Origin of the sequence: Streptomyces sp. NPDC059787 (assembly GCF_042732315.1) — a bacterium.
In the GTDB taxonomy this organism is placed as follows: domain Bacteria; phylum Actinomycetota; class Actinomycetes; order Streptomycetales; family Streptomycetaceae; genus Streptomyces; species Streptomyces atrovirens.
On the sequence record NZ_JBHWHX010000007.1, the window covers coordinates 59,179 to 75,415 of the forward strand.

A 16,237-nucleotide genomic window follows, 5' to 3' on the forward strand; every position below is an offset into this window, starting at 1 on the left:
TCTCCCAGGCCCTTGAGGCACCGGGGGAGGCACGACCGCCCGCGGTCAGCACTCCCTGCCTGCCGACGTGAACGTCATGTCCGCGTAGCGGGTGCCGGTCACCCTGGCCGCGATCGGGTCCAGCAGGGTCAGTTCCTCTGCCGTCGGTTCGATGTGCGTCGCCTCCGTACCGATCCCGCCGTCGGTCATCGTGCCCTTTCCGACGCCGGGGCGTGCCCGGCGTCCGCGTAGAAATCGATCTTCCGGTCGAGCACGGCGAGCGTGCCCTGGAGTTCGGCGATCCGGGACAGTACGTCCTCGCGGGTCTGCTGCAGCAGTTCGAAACGCTCGGTGTACGTGTGGTCGCCCGCGCGGACCAGTTCCGCGTACCGCACCATGTCCGCGACCGGCATCCCGGTCAGGCGGAGCTTGCCGACGAGGGCGAGCCAGTCGAGGTCACGGTTGCTGTAGCGCCGCTGGCCGGTGTGGGACCGGTCGATGTGCGGCATCAGCCCGATGCGCTCGTACCAGCGCAGGGTGTGCGCCGTCAGCCCGGTGAGAGCGACGACCTCGCTGATCGTGTACTTGTCCGCGCCGTCCGGCCGTCGATTCCCCTGCGGCGGCCCGGCGCAGGTGTCGGCGCTGGCCCCCGTGGTCTCCGTCTCCGTCACCGTCATGCCTCCCACGCTAGAACGCTGGAGTGCACTCCAAGCAAGCGGCGGAGGCGAGAAACGGGCGGGACTCTGAGGCGGGTGGCTGATTAGCGTACGGCCATGATCCCTGTACGCCGTGCGACACCCGAGAACGCGGAGGAAGTACTGCGTCTGCGCCAGGTGATGATCGACTCGATGCCCCTGTCCGACCCGTCCACGGCCTGGCACGCCGAGTCGCTGCCCGTGCTGCGCGGCAGGCTGTCCGAGCCGGACGGCACCTTCGTGGTGTTCGTCGTGGACCACCCGGAGCGGCCGGGCGCGCCGGCGGCGCTGGTGGCCGGCTCGCTGGAGTACCGCATCGGCGGCGCGCGCAACCCGCACGGGACCGACGGATACGTCTTCAGCGTCGCCACCGACCCGGACGCCCGCCGCCGCGGCTACGCGCGCGTGTGCATGGAGGCGCTGCTGGAGTGGTTCCGCGAGCGCGGCGCCCGGCGGGTCCGCCTCACCGCGTCCGCACAGGCCGAGCCGCTGTACGTCGCGCTGGGCTTCAGGCCCAAACCGGACCCCTTGCTGGAGCTGACCCTCTGAGCGCTTAGGCTCGACGGCATGTCGCTGAAGAGCCTCGCGTTGATCGAGAACTGGCCGGTTCCCACCGCCGCGGCGGGTGTCGTACGGGCGGACGGCACCGTCCTGGGCACGCACGGCCCGGCCGGGCACCGCTTCCCGCTGGCCTCGGTCACCAAGCCGCTGGCGGCGTACGCGGTGCTCGTGGCGTACGAGGAGGGCGCGATCGAGCTGGACGAACCGGCGGGTCCGGAGGGCTCGACGGTCCGGCACCTGCTCGCGCACACCTCGGGGCTCGCCTTCGACGAGCACAGGGTGACCTCGGCGCCGGGTGAGCGGCGCCTGTACTCGAACGCCGGTTTCGAGCAGCTCGGCGACCATGTCGCGAAGGCGACGGAGATCCCGTTCGCGGAGTACCTGCGGCAGGCGGTGCTGGAGCCGCTGGGCATGACCGGAACCTCGTTGGAGGGCTCCCCCGCGAAGGACGCCGTCTCCACGGTGGACGACCTGCTGCGCTTCGCCGCCGAGGTGCAGGCCCCGCGCCTCCTCGACCCCCGCACGGTCGCCGCGGCGATGACCGTCCAGTATCCGGGCACGAAGGGCGTCCTGCCGGGCTACGGCCACCAGAACCCCAACGACTGGGGCCTGGGCTTCGAGATCCGCGACTCCAAGTCACCGCACTGGACGGGCGCGTCGTCCTCGCCGCGCACCTTCGGCCACTTCGGCCAGTCGGGCACGTTCCTGTGGATCGACCCCGACGCGGGCGTGGCCTGCGCGGCCCTCGCCGACCGCGCCTTCGGCCCCTGGGCGGTCGAGGCGTGGCCGCCGTTCACCGACGCGGTGCTGGCGGAGCTGCGCGGCTGAGCACCGCGCGCCGGCCGGCGGCCCCCACGGCCACCGGCCGGTACCGGCTTCCCGTGCCGGTCACCCGCCCGTCGGCGGCTGGTCCTGCGCGGGGAGGGCCCACAGGACCCAGTACGGGTCGTCCCAGTCGCAGTAGTAGTTCACCCAGCCCCGGGCGAGGAGCTCCTGCCCGGCCTGCACGCACTCGAGCTTGTTCGTCGACCCGCCGACCTCCCGGTAGCCCCAGGGGTTGGTGGCAGCGGACGCCGAGCCCGCGGTCAGCGGAATGGCGACCATCGCGGTACCGACCGCGACAGCGGCGGCGATACGGGAACGCCACGACTTCATACGTCTCTCCTTACGGACGGAACCGGGACCTGCGACGCAGGACACCGGCACCCTGTGCGACCGAACAGGAGGTACAACGGCGGCGCCACGGCGATGGTTCAAGGCGCGTGGGGAGTCCGGTGAACGCGGACGGGCCGGCCGATGGCCGTGGAGGCGGAGTTGACGGCCCGGCACCTGCTCGCGCACGCATCAGGGTCCGCACTCGAACCACACCGTCTTGCCCCGCCCGCCGGGGTGGACGGTGACACCCCACCGGTCGGTGACCGCGTCCACGATCACCAGCCCGCGCCCGCTCTCGCCGAGCCCGCTGCCGACGGCTCGCGCAGGCAACTCCGCGCAGTCGTCCGCGACTTCCACACGCACTCCGCCGGGCCGGAGCAGGAAGCAGATGCGGCAGCGGCGGCCGGAGACATGCCGTACGACGTTGGCGACCAGCTCGGTGAGCGCCAGCTCGGCGGCGTCCGTCACCTCGGCCAGCCCCGAGCCGACGAGGTACAGCCGCAGGATGCGACGCAGGTGCCGGGCCGAGTGCTCCCCCATGGCGAACTCGGCGTGGTACTCGCTGCGGATGTCCGCCACCTGCGGATCAGTTACGTGATTCACGCCATAATCATGCGACTCTCCGCATACGCTCGGCTACGGAACGAAACGAACGCCGTGAGGCGTTGAGGCGAGGTGCCGCCGTGGTCAACATCCAGTCGCTCGACCCCACCGCTTCCCCGCTCGACTACTACGGCTGGGAACTGCGCCGTCAGCGCGAGGCACACGGCCTCAAACAGGGCCAGCTCGGCGAGATCATCTTCTGCACGGGCTCGCTGATCGGCCAGATCGAGACCACGAAGAAGGTCCCGACCCGCGACTTCTCCGAACGCGTCGACGCGGCCCTCGGCACGGACGGCCTCTTCTCCCGCCTGATCGGCCTGGTCCTGCGCAGCCAACTGCCCACGTGGTTCCAGCCGTACGCGGAGATGGAGGCGAGGGCGGCGTACATCTCGACGTACCAGGCGCAGTTGGTTCATGGCCTGTTGCAGACGGAGGAGTACGCACGGGCCGTGCTCGCCACCGGCATGTCGGACGACCTGGAAGGTCTGGTAGCGGCCCGTGTGGAACGCCAGCGCATCCTGGAGCGTGAACATCCACCGCTGACCTGGGTCGTACTGGACGAGGCCGTACTCCACCGTCCGATCGGCGGGCATGAGGTGATGCGGCGTCAACTGGCTCATCTGTTGGAGTTCACCAGCCACCGCTGGATGCACGTACAGGTGCTGCCGAACAAAGCAGGCGCGCACTCCAGCCTGGCCGGTTCGTTCACCGCCATGCGCTTCGAGAACGACCCCGACATCGTCTACACCGAAGACCTCATCTCCGGTCACATGACGGCCAATCCCGAGACCGTCAAGGAAGCAGCACTCCGTTACGCTCGCGTGCAGGCCGCCGCCCTCTCCTCGGAGGAGTCGGTGGAACTGATCGCCCGCCTGATGGAGGAACGCTATGGAGACCGCTCCCAGTCCGAGGAACAGCCAGTGGCGTAAGTCCAGTTACAGCGGCAACACCGGCGGCGAATGCGTCGAGTGCACCGTCACCGACGGCGCCTCTTGGCGTACGTCCTCGTACAGCGGAAACACCGGCGGTGACTGCGTCGAGGCCGCCCCCGCCTGCCCCACCGGCGCCGTCCCCGTGCGCGACAGCAAGAACCCCTCCGGCCCGGTCGTCACCGTCGGCGCCGGCGCCTGGCAGGCGTTCGTCGACGGTCTGCGGTAGCCACGGGAGACGAGCGAGCCCCCCTGGACCAGAGCCTTACGTGACCGACGGGCGGCACGGGTGGCGGCCTGTCGGCCGGCGAAAAGGCGAGTTGATCCCGAAACTCAAAGAGCACTTCAGTTCCACGCATTCCATTCGCATGAAACTGAAGTGCTGCCTGAGTTGTGTGAGCTCACGCTCACCAGGTTCGCGTCAGCGCGCCGCCATCTCCCACAGCAGCAGCTCCGCCGTCGGGCTCACGACGACCGCCTCGACGTCCTTCGTGTCCGTGAGGCGGGCCTCGTCGCCCGGGCCCAGTTCCTCGCCGTCCAGGCGGATGTCGCCGTGGACGACATGGACGTACACGGACGCCGCGTCGGGGACGGCGGTCCGCTCCCCCGCCGTCAGCCGGCGTACGTGGAGCATCGCGCCCGCCTCCGGGAGGGCGTACGGGGTGGAGTCCGCTATGCCCCGGACGACCTCGTAGAAGGGGTCGCCGCCCGGCTCCACCGGGGCCAGCCACATCTGGAGGAAGGTGAGCGGGCGGTCGCCCGCGTTGCGTTCCACGTGGCGGACGCCCGACGCGGCGCTCAGGCGTTGCACGTCGCCGGGGCGGATCACCGTCTCCTCGCCCGTGGAGTCGCGGTGGGTCAGCTCGCCCTCCACCACCCACGTCACGATCTCGGTGTGGCTGTGCGGATGCTCGTCGAAGCCGGCGCCGGGGGCGAGGTGCTCCTCGTTGCAGGCGATCACCGCGCCGAAGCGGAGGTTGTCCGGGTCGTAGTGGGGGCCGAAGGAGAAGGCGTGCCACGTCTCGACTCCGGCCGCCGGATCGCCGCCCTGGTAGCGCTCGTGCGCGCGCCGTACGTCCATCACACGGTCCACCGTAGACCCGGCGACACGCGCGGCCGTACCGATAAGGCAGTCTTGTCCCCGTGCCCGAACCCGAAACCAGTACCAACCAAGCCGCCGCACGCCCCGCCCATCCGCATGCCGCGACGCTGAAGCGGCTGGAGAAGTCGTCCGGCAGTCTCGCCGCGCAGGCGATCGCGCGGATGGACGAGACGCTGTCCTGGTACCGGGCCATGCCCCCGGAGAACCGTTCCTGGATCGGCCTGGTCGCGCAGGCGGGCATCGCCGCGTTCACCGAGTGGTTCCGGCACCCGGACGCCCCGCAGGCCATCTCCACCGATGTGTTCGGCACCGCGCCGCGCGAGCTGACCCGGGCGATCACGCTGCGGCAGACCGTGGAGATGGTGCGCACCACCATCGAGGTCATGGAGTCCGCGATCGACGAGGTGGCGGCGCCCGGCGACGAGCGCGTGCTGCGTGAGGCGCTGCTGGTGTACGCCCGGGAGATCGCCTTCGCCACCGCCCAGGTGTACGCGCAGGCCGCCGAGGCACGGGGTGCCTGGGACGCGCGGCTGGAGTCGCTGGTGGTGAACGCGGTGCTCAGCGGTGAGGCCGACGAGGGGGCCGTGTCACGGGCCGCCGCCCTGGGGTGGAACTCGCCCGATCATGTGTGCGTGGTGCTGGGCACCGCGCCGGACGGGGACTCCGAGCTGACCGTGGAGGCCATCCGGCGGGCCGCCCGGCACGCCAAGCTCCAGGTGCTGACCGGGGTGCTCGGCGACCGGCTGGTGGTGATCGCGGGCGGCAGCGACAACCCGCTGGGGGTCGCGAAGTCGCTGATCGGGCCGTATGCGGCGGGGCCGGTCGTCGCCGGTCCCGTGGTTCCCGATCTGCTGGCCGCGACCCGGTCCGCGCAGGCCGCCGCGGCGGGGCTCAAGGCGTGTTCCGCCTGGCAGGACGCCCCGCGCCCGGTGCTGGCGGACGATCTGCTGCCGGAGCGGGCGATCGCCTCGGACCCCTCGGCCCGCGAGCAGTTGGTGGAGGAGATCTACAGACCGCTGGAGGAGGCCGGGGCCGCGCTGCTGGAGACGCTCAGTGTCTATCTGGAGCAGGCGAGCAGTCTCGAAGGCGCGGCGCGGATGCTGTTCGTTCACCCCAACACCGTTCGTTACCGGCTTCGACGTGTGACTGACGTCACCGGATGGTCACCCTCCGATGTACGCTCTGCGTTCACGCTGCGGATCGCGCTGATCCTGGGGCGTCTGGCCGACGGCGATCCTCATTCCTAGCCTTTTGTCGGGGCCCCACAAAACCGCCTCCTGTTCTTCGTCCTTGTCCCCACGGGCGGCCGTGGCCGCCTCCAAGAGAGAGTGTGAGAGTGCTCGTACTCGTCGCTCCCGGCCAGGGTGCCCAGACTCCCGGCTTTCTGACTGAATGGCTCGACCTCCCCGGTGCCGGGGAGCGCGTCGCCGCGTGGTCCGACGCCATCGGACTCGACCTCGTCCACTACGGCACGAAGGCCGACGCGGACGCGATCCGTGACACGGCCGTCGCCCAGCCGCTGCTGGTCGCGGCCGGGCTGCTGTCCGCCTCCGCGCTCGGAGACGTGGCACCCGGTGCCGTCGCCGGTCACAGCGTCGGTGAGATCACCGCCGCCGCCTTCGCGGGCGTCCTCGACGACACCGCCGCGCTCTCCCTGGTCCGCAAGCGGGGTCTGGCCATGGCCGACGCCGCCGCGATCACCGAGACCGGCATGGCGGCGCTGCTCGGCGGCGACCCCCGGGCGACCGTGGCGCACCTGGAGAAGCTGGGCCTGACCCCGGCGAACATCAACGGCGCGGGCCAGATCGTCGCGGCCGGCACCAAGGAGCAGCTCGCCGCGCTGGAGGCGGACAAGCCCGAAGGGGTGCGCCGGGTCGTCATGCTGCAGGTGGCCGGCGCCTTCCACACGCACCACATGGGTCCTGCCGTGGACACGCTGGCGAAGGCCGCCGAGGCCCTGACGCCGGGCGACCCGAAGGTCACCTACGTGTCGAACAAGGACGGCAAGGCGGTCGGGACCGGCGCCGAGGTGCTCGACCGCCTGGTCGGCCAGGTCGCCAACCCGGTCCGCTGGGACCTGTGCATGGAGACCTTCAAGGAGCTCGGCGTCACCGCCCTCCTGGAGGTCTGCCCCGGCGGCACGCTGACCGGCCTCGCCAAGCGCGCCCTGCCCGGTGTGCGGACGCTGGCCCTGAAGACCCCCGCCGACCTCGACGCGGCCCGCGAGCTCATCGCCGAGCACGCCGCCTGATCGCCTTAAGGAGCCGACCCGCATGGCGAAGATCAAGCCCAGCAAGGGCGCCCCGTACGCGCGCATCCTCGGCGTGGGCGGCTACCGGCCCACCCGGGTCGTGCCGAACGAGGTGATCCTGGAGACGATCGACTCGTCCGACGAGTGGATCCGCTCGCGCTCCGGCATCGAGACCCGGCACTGGGCGTCCGACGAGGAGACCGTCGCCGCGATGTCGATCGAGGCGTCCGGCAAGGCGATCGCGGACGCCGGGATCGACGCCTCGCAGATCGGCGCCGTCGTCGTCTCGACCGTCTCGCACTTCAGCCAGACCCCGGCCGTCGCGACCGAGATCGCCCACAAGCTGGGCACGGACAAGGCCGCCGCCTTCGACATCTCGGCCGGCTGCGCGGGCTTCGGATACGGGCTGACCCTGGCCAAGGGCATGGTGGTGGAGGGCTCCGCCGAGTACGTGCTCGTCATCGGCGTGGAGCGGCTGAGCGACCTGACCGACCTGGAGGACCGGGCCACGGCCTTCCTCTTCGGTGACGGCGCGGGCGCGGTGGTCGTCGGCCCCTCCCAGGAGCCCGCGATCGGCCCGACCGTGTGGGGCTCGGAGGGCGACAAGTCCGAGACCATCAAGCAGACCGTGCCGTGGACGGACTACCGCGACGGGACCGTCGAGAAGTTCCCCGCGATCACGCAGGAAGGCCAGGCGGTGTTCCGCTGGGCCGTGTTCGAGATGGCGAAGGTCGCCCAGCAGGCGCTGGACGCGGCCGGGATCACCGCGGACGAACTGGACGTCTTCATCCCGCACCAGGCCAATGTGCGGATCATCGACTCGATGGTGAAGACCCTGAAACTGCCGGAGCACGTCATGGTCGCCCGTGACATCCGCACCACCGGCAACACCTCGGCCGCCTCGATCCCGCTCGCGATGGAGCGGCTCCTGGCGACCGGCGAGGCGAAGAGCGGCGACACCGCGCTCGTCATCGGCTTCGGGGCGGGTCTCGTCTACGCCGCTACGGTCGTTACCCTCCCCTAGGCACTCCGTGCCGGATCATCGGTCCGGTACGCGAGGAACCACCACCCCATCCTCTGGAATCACAACGAAGGAGCGCCACCATGGCCGCCACTCAGGAAGAGATCGTCGCCGGTCTCGCGGAGATCGTGAACGAGATCGCCGGCATCCCGGTTGAGGACGTCCAGCTGGACAAGTCCTTCACCGACGACCTGGACGTCGACTCGCTGTCCATGGTCGAGGTCGTCGTCGCCGCCGAAGAGCGCTTCGACGTCAAGATCCCGGACGACGACGTCAAGAACCTCAAGACGGTCGGCGACGCGACCGACTACATCCTCAAGCACCAGGCCTGAGCCCTGCCGGGCCTTCCGTCCGCGTTCCACCGGTACGGGAGGCCCGGAGGCCGGGAACCCCGGCCCCGCCACCCGGCGGTGGCGCCGTACGAATCCTCGTAGATCCGTTGGAGAGAGCATTCCGATGAGCCCGACCAATCGCACCGTGGTCGTCACCGGTATCGGCGCAACCACACCGCTGGGTGGCGACGCAGCCTCGACCTGGGAGGGACTGGTCGCCGGACGTTCCGGCGTCAAGGCCCTCACGGAGGAGTGGGCCGCCGAGCAGGCGGTACGTATCGCGGCCCGGGTGGCCGTGGAGCCCACCGAGGTCATCCCCCGGCCGCAGGCCCGCCGCCTGGACCGCTCGGCGCAGTTCGCGCTGATCGCGGCCAAGGAGGCGTGGGCCGACGCCGGTTTCGAAGCCAGGGCCGGTGAGGACCCGAGCGTCGACCCGGACCGGCTGGGCGCGGTCATCGCCTCCGGCATCGGCGGTGTGACGACCCTGCTGGACCAGCACGACGTGCTGAAGGAGAAGGGCGTACGCCGTGTCTCCCCGCACACCGTCCCCATGCTGATGCCGAACGGCCCGTCCGCGAACGTGGGTCTCGCGGTGGGCGCCCGCGCCGGTGTGCACACCCCGGTCTCCGCGTGCGCGTCGGGTGCGGAGGCCATCGGCTACGCCATCGAGATGATCCGTACCGGCCGTGCCGACGTCGTCGTCGCGGGCGGCACGGAGGCGGCGATCCACCCGCTGCCGATCGCCGCGTTCGGCAACATGATGGCGATGTCCAAGAACAACGACGACCCCGAGGGCGCGTCGCGTCCCTACGACGTCGCCCGTGACGGCTTCGTCATGGGCGAGGGCGCGGGTGTCGTCGTGCTGGAGTCCGCCGAGCACGCGGCCGCGCGTGGTGCGCGGGTCTACGCGGAGGCGGTCGGGCAGGGGATCTCGGCCGACGCGCACGACATCGTGCAGCCGGAGCCGGAGGGGCGGGGCATCTCGCACGCCCTGCAGAACCTGCTGGAGCGGACGGATCTGGATCCGGCGGAGATCGTGCACGTCAACGCGCACGCGACGTCCACGCCGGCCGGTGACATCGCGGAGCTGAAGGCTCTGCGGAAGGTGTTCGGGGACGACGCGGACCACTTCGCGGTCTCCGCGACGAAGTCGATGACGGGGCATCTGCTGGGTGGGGCGGGTGGGGTGGAGTCCGTGGCCACCGTGCTCGCGCTGTACCACCGGCTGGCTCCGCCGACGATCAATGTCGAGAACCTTGATCCTGAGGCCGAGGCGGCTGCGGACGTTGTTCGTGGTGAGGCGCGGAAGTTGCCCGTGGACGGGCGGATCGCCGCGTTGAACGACTCGTTCGGGTTCGGTGGGCACAACGTGGTGTTGGCGTTCCGGTCCGTGTGACCGGCGTTGGTCCGAAGGGCCTTCACCCCCTTGTCGGGGTGGGGGCCCTTTGCCGTGTGGGGGTGTTCGGGGATTTTCTTCGCCCCCGCCGCCCCTTCCCGTCCCTTCCTCAAGGGGCTTCGCCCCTTTGCCCCCATGGGAGCGCGGTCGGGTGCGGGTCCGTTGGGGCTGAGCGCGCAGTTCCCCGCGCCCCTTTGGGGCGGTTGGTCGCGCCCGCGCGGCGGAGCCGCATGTCGATACAGTCCCGCGCCCCTTTGGGGCGGTTGGTCGCGCCCGCGGCGGAGCCGCATGTCGATACGGGCCCGCGCCCCTTTCGGGGGCGCTTCGCTAGACCACCTGGTGGAGCCAGCGGACCGGGGCGCCTTCGCCTGCGTAGCGGAAGGGTTCGAGTTCGTCGTCCCAGGGTTTGCCGAGGAGTCTGGCGATTTCTGATTCCAGGTCGGTCTGCTCGGTCCGGGAGCGGGTCAGGGCGGCGCGGAGGCGGTCCTCGGGGATGAGGATGTCGCCGTGGATGCCGGTGACGGCGTGGAAGATGCCCAGGTCCGGGGTGCAGCTGTAGCGCTCGCCCTCGGCGGTGGGGCAGGGTTCCGAGGTGACCTCGAAGCGCAGCATCTGCCAGCCGCGCAGCGCGGAGGCGAGTTTGGAGGCGGTGCCGGCCTGGCCCTGCCAGGAGAACTCAGAGCGCCAGGTGCCGGGGGCGGCGGGCTGGCGGATCCAGTCCAGGCTGACGCGCGTGCCGAGCACCCCGGCGATGGCCCACTCGACGTGCGGGCACAACGCGCGCGGCGCGGAGTGCACGTACAGAACTCCACGAGTCGTCACCGGAACCTCCGGACGGAACAGGCACGGTCCGGGCGGACCGCGTTGATGGCGAGGCTACCGTGCGACGGCGCAAGGAGTGTGACGTACCGTCGGTCCCGGTGCCGGGAAACCTCCAGCATTCACCCGGCAGGACGCCTGTGCGGGTGTGCAATGAACACATCACGACACACGGGGAGGCGACGGATGGAGCAGGCGGTGCGGAGGCCGGCCCGGCGTTCTCGGGCGGCCGTGCTCGCCGTGGTGGCGGCCGTGGCGCTGGGCGCGGCCGGCTGTGATGCCGGCGGCGGCTCCCCCGCCCCGTCGGGCACTGCGGCGGAGAAGGGGCGGCCGTCCCCGAAGCCCACGCCCGTGTGGGACACCAGCCCTGAGTCGGTCGCCGCCGTGGGGGACTCCATCACGCGCGGCTTCGACGCGTGCGCGGTGCTGACGGACTGCCCCGAGGTGTCGTGGGCGACGGGCGGCAGCGAGGAGGTCGACAGTCTCGCCGTACGGCTGCTGGGGCGGGCGGAGGCGGCCGAGCGGAGCTGGAACCACTCGGTGACCGGGGCCCGGATGGCGGATCTGCCGGGGCAGATGGCACGGGCGGTGCGGCGGAGTCCGGAGCTGGTGGCGGTGATGGCCGGGGCGAACGACGCCTGCCGGGAGACGACGTCGGCGATGACGTCGGTGGACGACTTCCGGGCCGACTTCCAGGAGGCGATGCGCACGCTGCGCGAGGCGTTGCCCAAGGCGCAGGTGTATGTGGCGAGCGTGCCGAACCTGAAGCGGCTCTGGTCGCAGGGGCGGACCAATCCGCTGGGCAAGCAGGTGTGGAAGCTGGGCATCTGCCCGTCGATGCTGGGGGACGCGGACGCGCTGGACGCGGCGGCGACGCTGCGGCGCGAGACGGTGCAGGACCGGGTGGAGGACTACAACGAGGTGCTGGAGGAGGTCTGCGCGAAGGACCGCCGCTGCCGCTTCGACGGCGGCGCGGTGTACGCGTACCGTTTCGGCACCGACGAGTTGAGCCGCTGGGACTGGTTCCACCCCAGTGTCGAGGGGCAGGCCGAGCTGGCCGAGATCGCGTACCGGACGGTCACGGCGAAGCAGCCGTGACTTATTGTTTCGCACATGAACGAACTCTTCGGCACACTTTCCGACGGCACGCCGGTGCACCGTTGGACCCTGGAGCGGGCGGGCGTACGGGTACGGATCCTGTCCTACGGCGGGATCGTGCAGGACGTCGAGGTGCCGGACCGGGACGGGCGGACCGGGAACGTGGTGCTGGGGTTCTCCGACCTGGACGGCTACCTCCGGCACCCGGAGCCCTTCCTGGGCGCCCTGATCGGCCGGTACGCCAACCGGATCGCGGGCGCCCGCTTCTCCCTGGCGGGACGCGAGCACACGCTCGCCGCGAACAACGGGCCGAACTCGCTGCACGGCGGTGAGCGGGGCTTCGACAAGCGGGTGTGGGACGCGAGCCCGGTCGAACACGGCCTGCGGCTCTCCCTGGTCGGCGAGGACGGCGAGGAGGGCTTCCCGGGCCGCCTGGAGGTCTCCGTGACGTACACGCTGGACGAGCGGGGCGCGCTGGGGATCGCGTACGAGGCGGTGACGGACGCGCCGACGCATGTGAACCTGACGAACCACTCGTACTGGAACCTGGCCGGCGCCGGCTCCGGCAGCGCGGCCGGGCACGAGCTGCGGCTCGCGGCCTCCCGCTACACGCCGTCCGACGCGGACCTGATCCCGAGCGGCGAGCTCGCCGACGTCTCCGGGACCCGCTTCGACTTCCGTGAGGCGCGGAAGGCGGGCACCGGGTACGACGACAACTTCGTGCTCGACAAGGGGGTGACGGCGGCCGCCGAGGAGGTCGCCGAGCTGTACGACCCGGCGTCGGGCCGGGTGCTGACGGTGGCGACCACCGAGCCCGGCATGCAGCTCTACACCTCGGACCACATCGGGGAGCCCTTCACCCCCGGTGACGGCATCGCGCTGGAGACCCAGCACTTCCCGGACTCCCCGAACCGTCCGGAGTTCCCGAGCACGGTCCTGAAGCCGGGCGAGGTGTTCCGGTCGGAGACGGTGTACGGGTTCGGCGTGCGGTAGGGCCCGTCCGGCCTCCGCTCACACATAAGCCCCGGTCCGGGGTCAGGGTCCCGGACCGGGGCTGCTCATGTGGGTGCTTCCCGGATCAGACGTTAATCGCTGTGGTGGGATCGCGGTCACCGATCAGCATGCCCGCTTGAATCTCGTACGAAGCCTTCACATATGACCGCGATGCGGTGGGGTTGCGCTGCCCGGTGCGCTTTACGGGGTGCCCCGCGTCGGTGTGGGCCGGGGGTGGGTTGCGCTGCCCGGCGCTGCACGGGTGCCCCGGCGTGGGTGTGGGCCGGGGGTGGGTTGCGCGGCCCGGCGCTTGCGGGGTGCCGTCGCGCCCACCCGTGCCGCCCTGCGGCACGACTGCCCGCGGATCGCGAGGGGGGTGGCGCGGCTGCCCGCGGATCGCGAGGGGGGTGGCGCGGCTGCCCGCGGATCGCGAGGGGGGTGGCGCGGCTGCCCGCGGATCGCGAGGGGGGTGGTGCGGCTGCCCGCGGCGGGCGGGCGGCGCGCGGCGCGACTGACCGCGGAGGGCGGGTGCTCATGGCCCGTGGCGTGGACCGTGGTGGGCGCGCGATACTGCGGGCTTCGGCATCCCCGTACCCCACGACGACGGAAGGCCCAACTCTCTTGAGATCCGTACGTGTTCGCATCGGTGTTCTCGGTCTGGTCCTGTTGACCGGTCTCGCCGCCCCTACGACCGCGACCGCCGCCGGGACAACCCCCTCCCCCACCGTCGAGGAGCGCCGCCTCGACGGGGCCGCCCCGCAGGAGATACTCCGCCGTTCCGGATTCGCCGACGTGGCGCCGGAGTTGGCCCGTGCGCTCGACCACGCGCACTCCTACGCCCAGGCCCGCCGTGCCGTCGTGCGCGAGGGGACCCGGTTGTGGCGCCGGGCCGTCGACCGGGCGCAGGGGCGTGGCCCCGCGGGCGGTGACCTCAGCCGGGACGACGACCGGCCGCTGTACTGGGCGCGGCTCGGGATGACCCGTGAACTGCGCTCCTGGGAGCCGGGGTTCCGGCTGGCCGAGGAGCAACGAGCGCGGCTGCTCGACGAACTGGAGCGGACCTCGCGCGGGCAGACCACGATCCGCTATCCGCGGCACGGCAAGGAGATGAAGCGGGTCCTGCTGACCGGTTTCGACCCGTTCACCCTGGACCGGGACATCCGTATCTCCAACCCGTCCGGCGCGGTCGCGCTCGCCCTCGACGGCACCGTGATCGAGACCGCGGACGGTCCCGCGCGCATCGAGACGGCCGTGTTCCCGGTGCGCTGGCGGGACTTCGCGGAGGGGACGGTGGAACGCGCGCTGCGGCCGCAGCTGCCGGGGGTCGACCTGTTCACCACCGTGAGCCAGGGCCGGGTGGGCCGCTTCGACGTCGAGCGGACCAACGGGGCCTGGCGGGGCGGCTTCGGGGACAACGAGAACATCGGCCGCACGGAGACGATCCCGGTCACCGCCCCGGCCTCGCAGCCCCAGTGGACGTCCACGACACTGCCGTACGCGGAGATCGTCGCCGCGGACACCGGGCGGTTCCCGGTGTACGACAACACGAGCGTCACCGAGATCCCGGCAGGCGGCACCGAGCCCGTCGTACGGCCGCAGGGGCCGACGCCCGGCTCGACGGCGCGGGCCGGGGGCGGCGGGGACTACCTGTCCAACGAGATCGCCTACCGGGCGACCCTGCTCCGGGACCGGCTCGGACTGCACGAGGAGCTGCCGGGCGGGCATGTGCACACGCCCGTGCTGCAGTTCGGCGCCGGGAACACCACCGAGGTCACCGACCCCGAGTTCGTGCGGAACCGGCTGGACATCATCGACCAGATGCGGTCGATCGTGACCGTGGCGGTCAGTGCGACGGGGCGAACGCGAGGCTGACGCCGAGACCGGCCAGGACGGATCCGATCACCTTGTTGAGGACCTTCTGGCCGCGCAGCATCAGAGTGCGCATCCGGTCGTGGGAGAAGAACACCGCGACGACGCCGAACCACAGCAGGTGGGCCAGCGACATGAACAGCCCGTAGCCCGCCTGCTGGAGGACCGGGGTGCCGGGGCTGACGACCTGCGCGAAGGTCGAGACGACGAACAGGGTCGTCTTCGGGTTGAGGACGTTGGTCAGGAAGCCGGTGCGCAGCGCCGCGAACGGGGTCAGCTCCGTCCTGTTCTCCAGGTCGACGGTGACCTCGCCGCGGGTGCGGAAGGTGCGGACGCCGATGTACACGAGGTAGGCCGCGCCGACCAGCTTGATCACCGTGAAGAGGAAGGTGGAGGAGGCGATCAGCAGGCCGACGCCGAGCATCGTGTAGGTGACGTGCACCAGGACGCCGGCGGCGACGCCGAGGGCGCCGAGCAGGCCGGTGCGGCGGCCGTGGAGGTAGCTGTTGCGGACCACCATGGCGAAGTCGGCGCCCGGCGCGATCACGGCCAGGACGGTGATGACGGCGACGGCGAGCACCTCGGTCACGACGTGACGCCCTCCTCCTCGGGCTTCTCGGCGTCGTCCCCGGCGGTCGTCTCCTCACCGAGCAGGTCGCGGGCCATCAGCGTGGCGCCGGCGACCGCGCCGGGCATCAGGAACACGGCGACGAACGGGACGAGGAACGCCAGCCCCAGGGGGGTGCCGAAGCCCCAGACGAGGGTCTTGCGGGAGCGCAGCAGGCGGAGCCGCTCGCGCAGTTCGACCCCGCGCCGCTGGAGCGCGACGGCGGTGAGCTCCTCGGTGAGGAAGAACCCGGTGACGAAGAACCCGATCACCGGTACGACGGTCTGCCCGACCACCGGGACGAACCCGAGCGCGAACAGCAGCACGCCCCACACCAGGGCCCGTACGACGATACGGAGGCTGTCGCGGGCCGAGATCCACAGCTCCCGCCACAGCGGCAGCCCCGACTCGGGCGCGGTGCCGTCGGGCGAGACGTCACGGTCGACCTTCTCGGAGAGGTTCTCGTAGAACGGCTGCCCGATGAGCAGGGTCACCGCGGTGAAGGTGAGCACGGACAGCAGCAGGCCGAGCGCGAACAGCACGGCGGTGAGGAAGCCGCGGAACAGCCCGGCCCAGGGGCTGGACCAGTCGTCGGCGAACGGGGTCGCCCACGTGACGAAGTCCTCTCCCCACAGCGCCAGCGCCACCAGCGCCGCCGCGTACAGCACCAGGGTGATCAGCCCCGGCAGCAGCCCGAACCCGAACTGCTTGCCGTGCCGGGCCACCCACCGCTGGCCCTTCAGGAGATACCGGAAACCCGCCCCAAGATCGCGCATGGTAAAAACCCTATCGGGGAGCCACCGGGGAACCTCACCCCGGCACCGGTC

General features: G+C 71.3%; 20 protein-coding genes. 12 read left to right on the forward strand and 8 right to left on the reverse strand.

From position 1 onward, the window contains the following. Positions 1-45: 45 nt before the first annotated feature. Complete coding sequence (locus ACFV5H_RS08775) at positions 46-189, reverse strand: hypothetical protein (RefSeq protein WP_385047252.1); 144 nt, start codon at positions 187-189, stop codon at positions 46-48. Beyond that, positions 186-656 (reverse strand): MerR family transcriptional regulator, encoded by a 471-nt coding sequence (locus ACFV5H_RS08780; RefSeq protein WP_385193664.1) that lies wholly within the window; start codon positions 654-656, stop codon positions 186-188. The genes ACFV5H_RS08775 and ACFV5H_RS08780 overlap by 4 nt, the downstream gene beginning before the upstream one ends. 96 nt (positions 657-752) lie before the next feature. Here ACFV5H_RS08780 and ACFV5H_RS08785 point away from each other — a divergent pair, with 96 nt between their 5' ends. Continuing rightward, positions 753-1,223 (forward strand): GNAT family N-acetyltransferase, encoded by a 471-nt coding sequence (locus ACFV5H_RS08785; protein WP_385193667.1) that lies wholly within the window; start codon positions 753-755, stop codon positions 1,221-1,223. A gap of 18 nt (positions 1,224-1,241) precedes the next feature. Further along, on the forward strand, positions 1,242-2,063 hold the full coding sequence (locus ACFV5H_RS08790) for a serine hydrolase domain-containing protein (protein WP_385047244.1): 822 nt from the start codon (positions 1,242-1,244) through the stop codon (positions 2,061-2,063). Between the two features lie 60 nt (positions 2,064-2,123). Here ACFV5H_RS08790 and ACFV5H_RS08795 read toward each other — a convergent pair whose 3' ends face one another. Beyond that, the gene (locus ACFV5H_RS08795; protein WP_385047241.1) at positions 2,124-2,390 is read right to left on the reverse strand and encodes a hypothetical protein; all 267 of its coding nucleotides are present in this window, start codon (positions 2,388-2,390) and stop codon (positions 2,124-2,126) included. A 189-nt stretch (positions 2,391-2,579) separates the two neighbouring features. After that, on the reverse strand, positions 2,580-2,930 hold the full coding sequence (locus ACFV5H_RS08800) for an ATP-binding protein (protein ID WP_385193820.1): 351 nt from the start codon (positions 2,928-2,930) through the stop codon (positions 2,580-2,582). Between the two features lie 143 nt (positions 2,931-3,073). On the opposite strand from ACFV5H_RS08800, the gene ACFV5H_RS08805 reads away from it, so the two are divergent. Continuing rightward, complete coding sequence (locus ACFV5H_RS08805; RefSeq protein WP_385047238.1) at positions 3,074-3,922, forward strand: helix-turn-helix transcriptional regulator; 849 nt, start codon at positions 3,074-3,076, stop codon at positions 3,920-3,922. Next, entirely contained in the window at positions 3,882-4,151 is a 270-nt protein-coding gene (locus ACFV5H_RS08810) for a DUF397 domain-containing protein (RefSeq protein ID WP_385193670.1), read from the forward strand. The genes ACFV5H_RS08805 and ACFV5H_RS08810 overlap by 41 nt, the downstream gene beginning before the upstream one ends. A 192-nt stretch (positions 4,152-4,343) precedes the next feature. On the opposite strand, the gene ACFV5H_RS08815 is transcribed toward ACFV5H_RS08810, so the two are convergent. Beyond that, on the reverse strand, positions 4,344-5,003 hold the full coding sequence (locus tag ACFV5H_RS08815) for a pirin family protein (RefSeq protein WP_385193823.1): 660 nt from the start codon (positions 5,001-5,003) through the stop codon (positions 4,344-4,346). A gap of 62 nt (positions 5,004-5,065) precedes the next feature. Here ACFV5H_RS08815 and fasR point away from each other — a divergent pair, with 62 nt between their 5' ends. The 5 genes from fasR to fabF all read left to right on the forward strand — a co-directional run bounded on the left by fasR (position 5,066) and on the right by fabF (position 10,024). Then, positions 5,066-6,271 (forward strand): fatty acid biosynthesis transcriptional regulator FasR, encoded by a 1,206-nt coding sequence (gene fasR, locus ACFV5H_RS08820; RefSeq protein ID WP_385193672.1) that lies wholly within the window; start codon positions 5,066-5,068, stop codon positions 6,269-6,271. An 89-nt stretch (positions 6,272-6,360) separates the two neighbouring features. Next, the gene (locus ACFV5H_RS08825; RefSeq protein ID WP_385193675.1) at positions 6,361-7,275 is read left to right on the forward strand and encodes an ACP S-malonyltransferase; all 915 of its coding nucleotides are present in this window, start codon (positions 6,361-6,363) and stop codon (positions 7,273-7,275) included. Positions 7,276-7,297: 22 nt separating this feature from the next. After that, positions 7,298-8,299, forward strand: coding sequence for a ketoacyl-ACP synthase III (locus ACFV5H_RS08830; protein WP_385047216.1), 1,002 nt, complete (start codon positions 7,298-7,300; stop codon positions 8,297-8,299). An 80-nt stretch (positions 8,300-8,379) separates the two neighbouring features. Next, positions 8,380-8,628, forward strand: a complete 249-nt coding sequence (locus ACFV5H_RS08835) for an acyl carrier protein (RefSeq protein ID WP_004931691.1) — start codon at positions 8,380-8,382, stop codon at positions 8,626-8,628. 124 nt (positions 8,629-8,752) lie between these two features. Continuing rightward, positions 8,753-10,024 carry a beta-ketoacyl-ACP synthase II gene (fabF, locus tag ACFV5H_RS08840; RefSeq protein WP_385047213.1) on the forward strand — a complete coding sequence of 424 codons (1,272 nt, stop codon included), beginning with the start codon at positions 8,753-8,755 and terminating at the stop codon, positions 10,022-10,024. Positions 10,025-10,351: 327 nt separating this feature from the next. Here fabF and ACFV5H_RS08845 read toward each other — a convergent pair whose 3' ends face one another. Continuing rightward, a complete protein-coding gene (locus tag ACFV5H_RS08845) occupies positions 10,352-10,846 on the reverse strand; it encodes a DUF3145 domain-containing protein (protein ID WP_385047210.1) in 495 nt (164 codons plus the stop codon). A gap of 183 nt (positions 10,847-11,029) precedes the next feature. Between ACFV5H_RS08845 and ACFV5H_RS08850 the strand changes: the two genes are divergently transcribed. From ACFV5H_RS08850 to ACFV5H_RS08860, 3 genes are all read left to right on the forward strand, one after another. Next, positions 11,030-11,941: an SGNH/GDSL hydrolase family protein gene (locus ACFV5H_RS08850; RefSeq protein ID WP_385047207.1), complete on the forward strand. Its 912-nt coding sequence runs from the start codon at positions 11,030-11,032 to the stop codon at positions 11,939-11,941. Between the two features lie 15 nt (positions 11,942-11,956). Continuing rightward, on the forward strand, positions 11,957-12,934 hold the full coding sequence (locus ACFV5H_RS08855; RefSeq protein ID WP_385193677.1) for an aldose epimerase family protein: 978 nt from the start codon (positions 11,957-11,959) through the stop codon (positions 12,932-12,934). 621 nt (positions 12,935-13,555) lie between these two features. Then, positions 13,556-14,806 carry a pyroglutamyl peptidase gene (locus tag ACFV5H_RS08860; protein ID WP_385193679.1) on the forward strand — a complete coding sequence of 417 codons (1,251 nt, stop codon included), beginning with the start codon at positions 13,556-13,558 and terminating at the stop codon, positions 14,804-14,806. On the opposite strand, the gene ACFV5H_RS08865 is transcribed toward ACFV5H_RS08860, so the two are convergent. Together ACFV5H_RS08865 and ACFV5H_RS08870 are read right to left on the reverse strand one after the other, a co-directional pair. Then, positions 14,778-15,392 carry a LysE family translocator gene (locus ACFV5H_RS08865; protein WP_385047199.1) on the reverse strand — a complete coding sequence of 205 codons (615 nt, stop codon included), beginning with the start codon at positions 15,390-15,392 and terminating at the stop codon, positions 14,778-14,780. The genes ACFV5H_RS08860 and ACFV5H_RS08865 overlap by 29 nt on opposite strands. After that, positions 15,389-16,186, reverse strand: coding sequence for an EI24 domain-containing protein (locus ACFV5H_RS08870; protein ID WP_385047196.1), 798 nt, complete (start codon positions 16,184-16,186; stop codon positions 15,389-15,391). Before ACFV5H_RS08870 ends, ACFV5H_RS08865 begins: the two co-directional genes overlap by 4 nt. Positions 16,187-16,237: the final 51 nt, after the last annotated feature.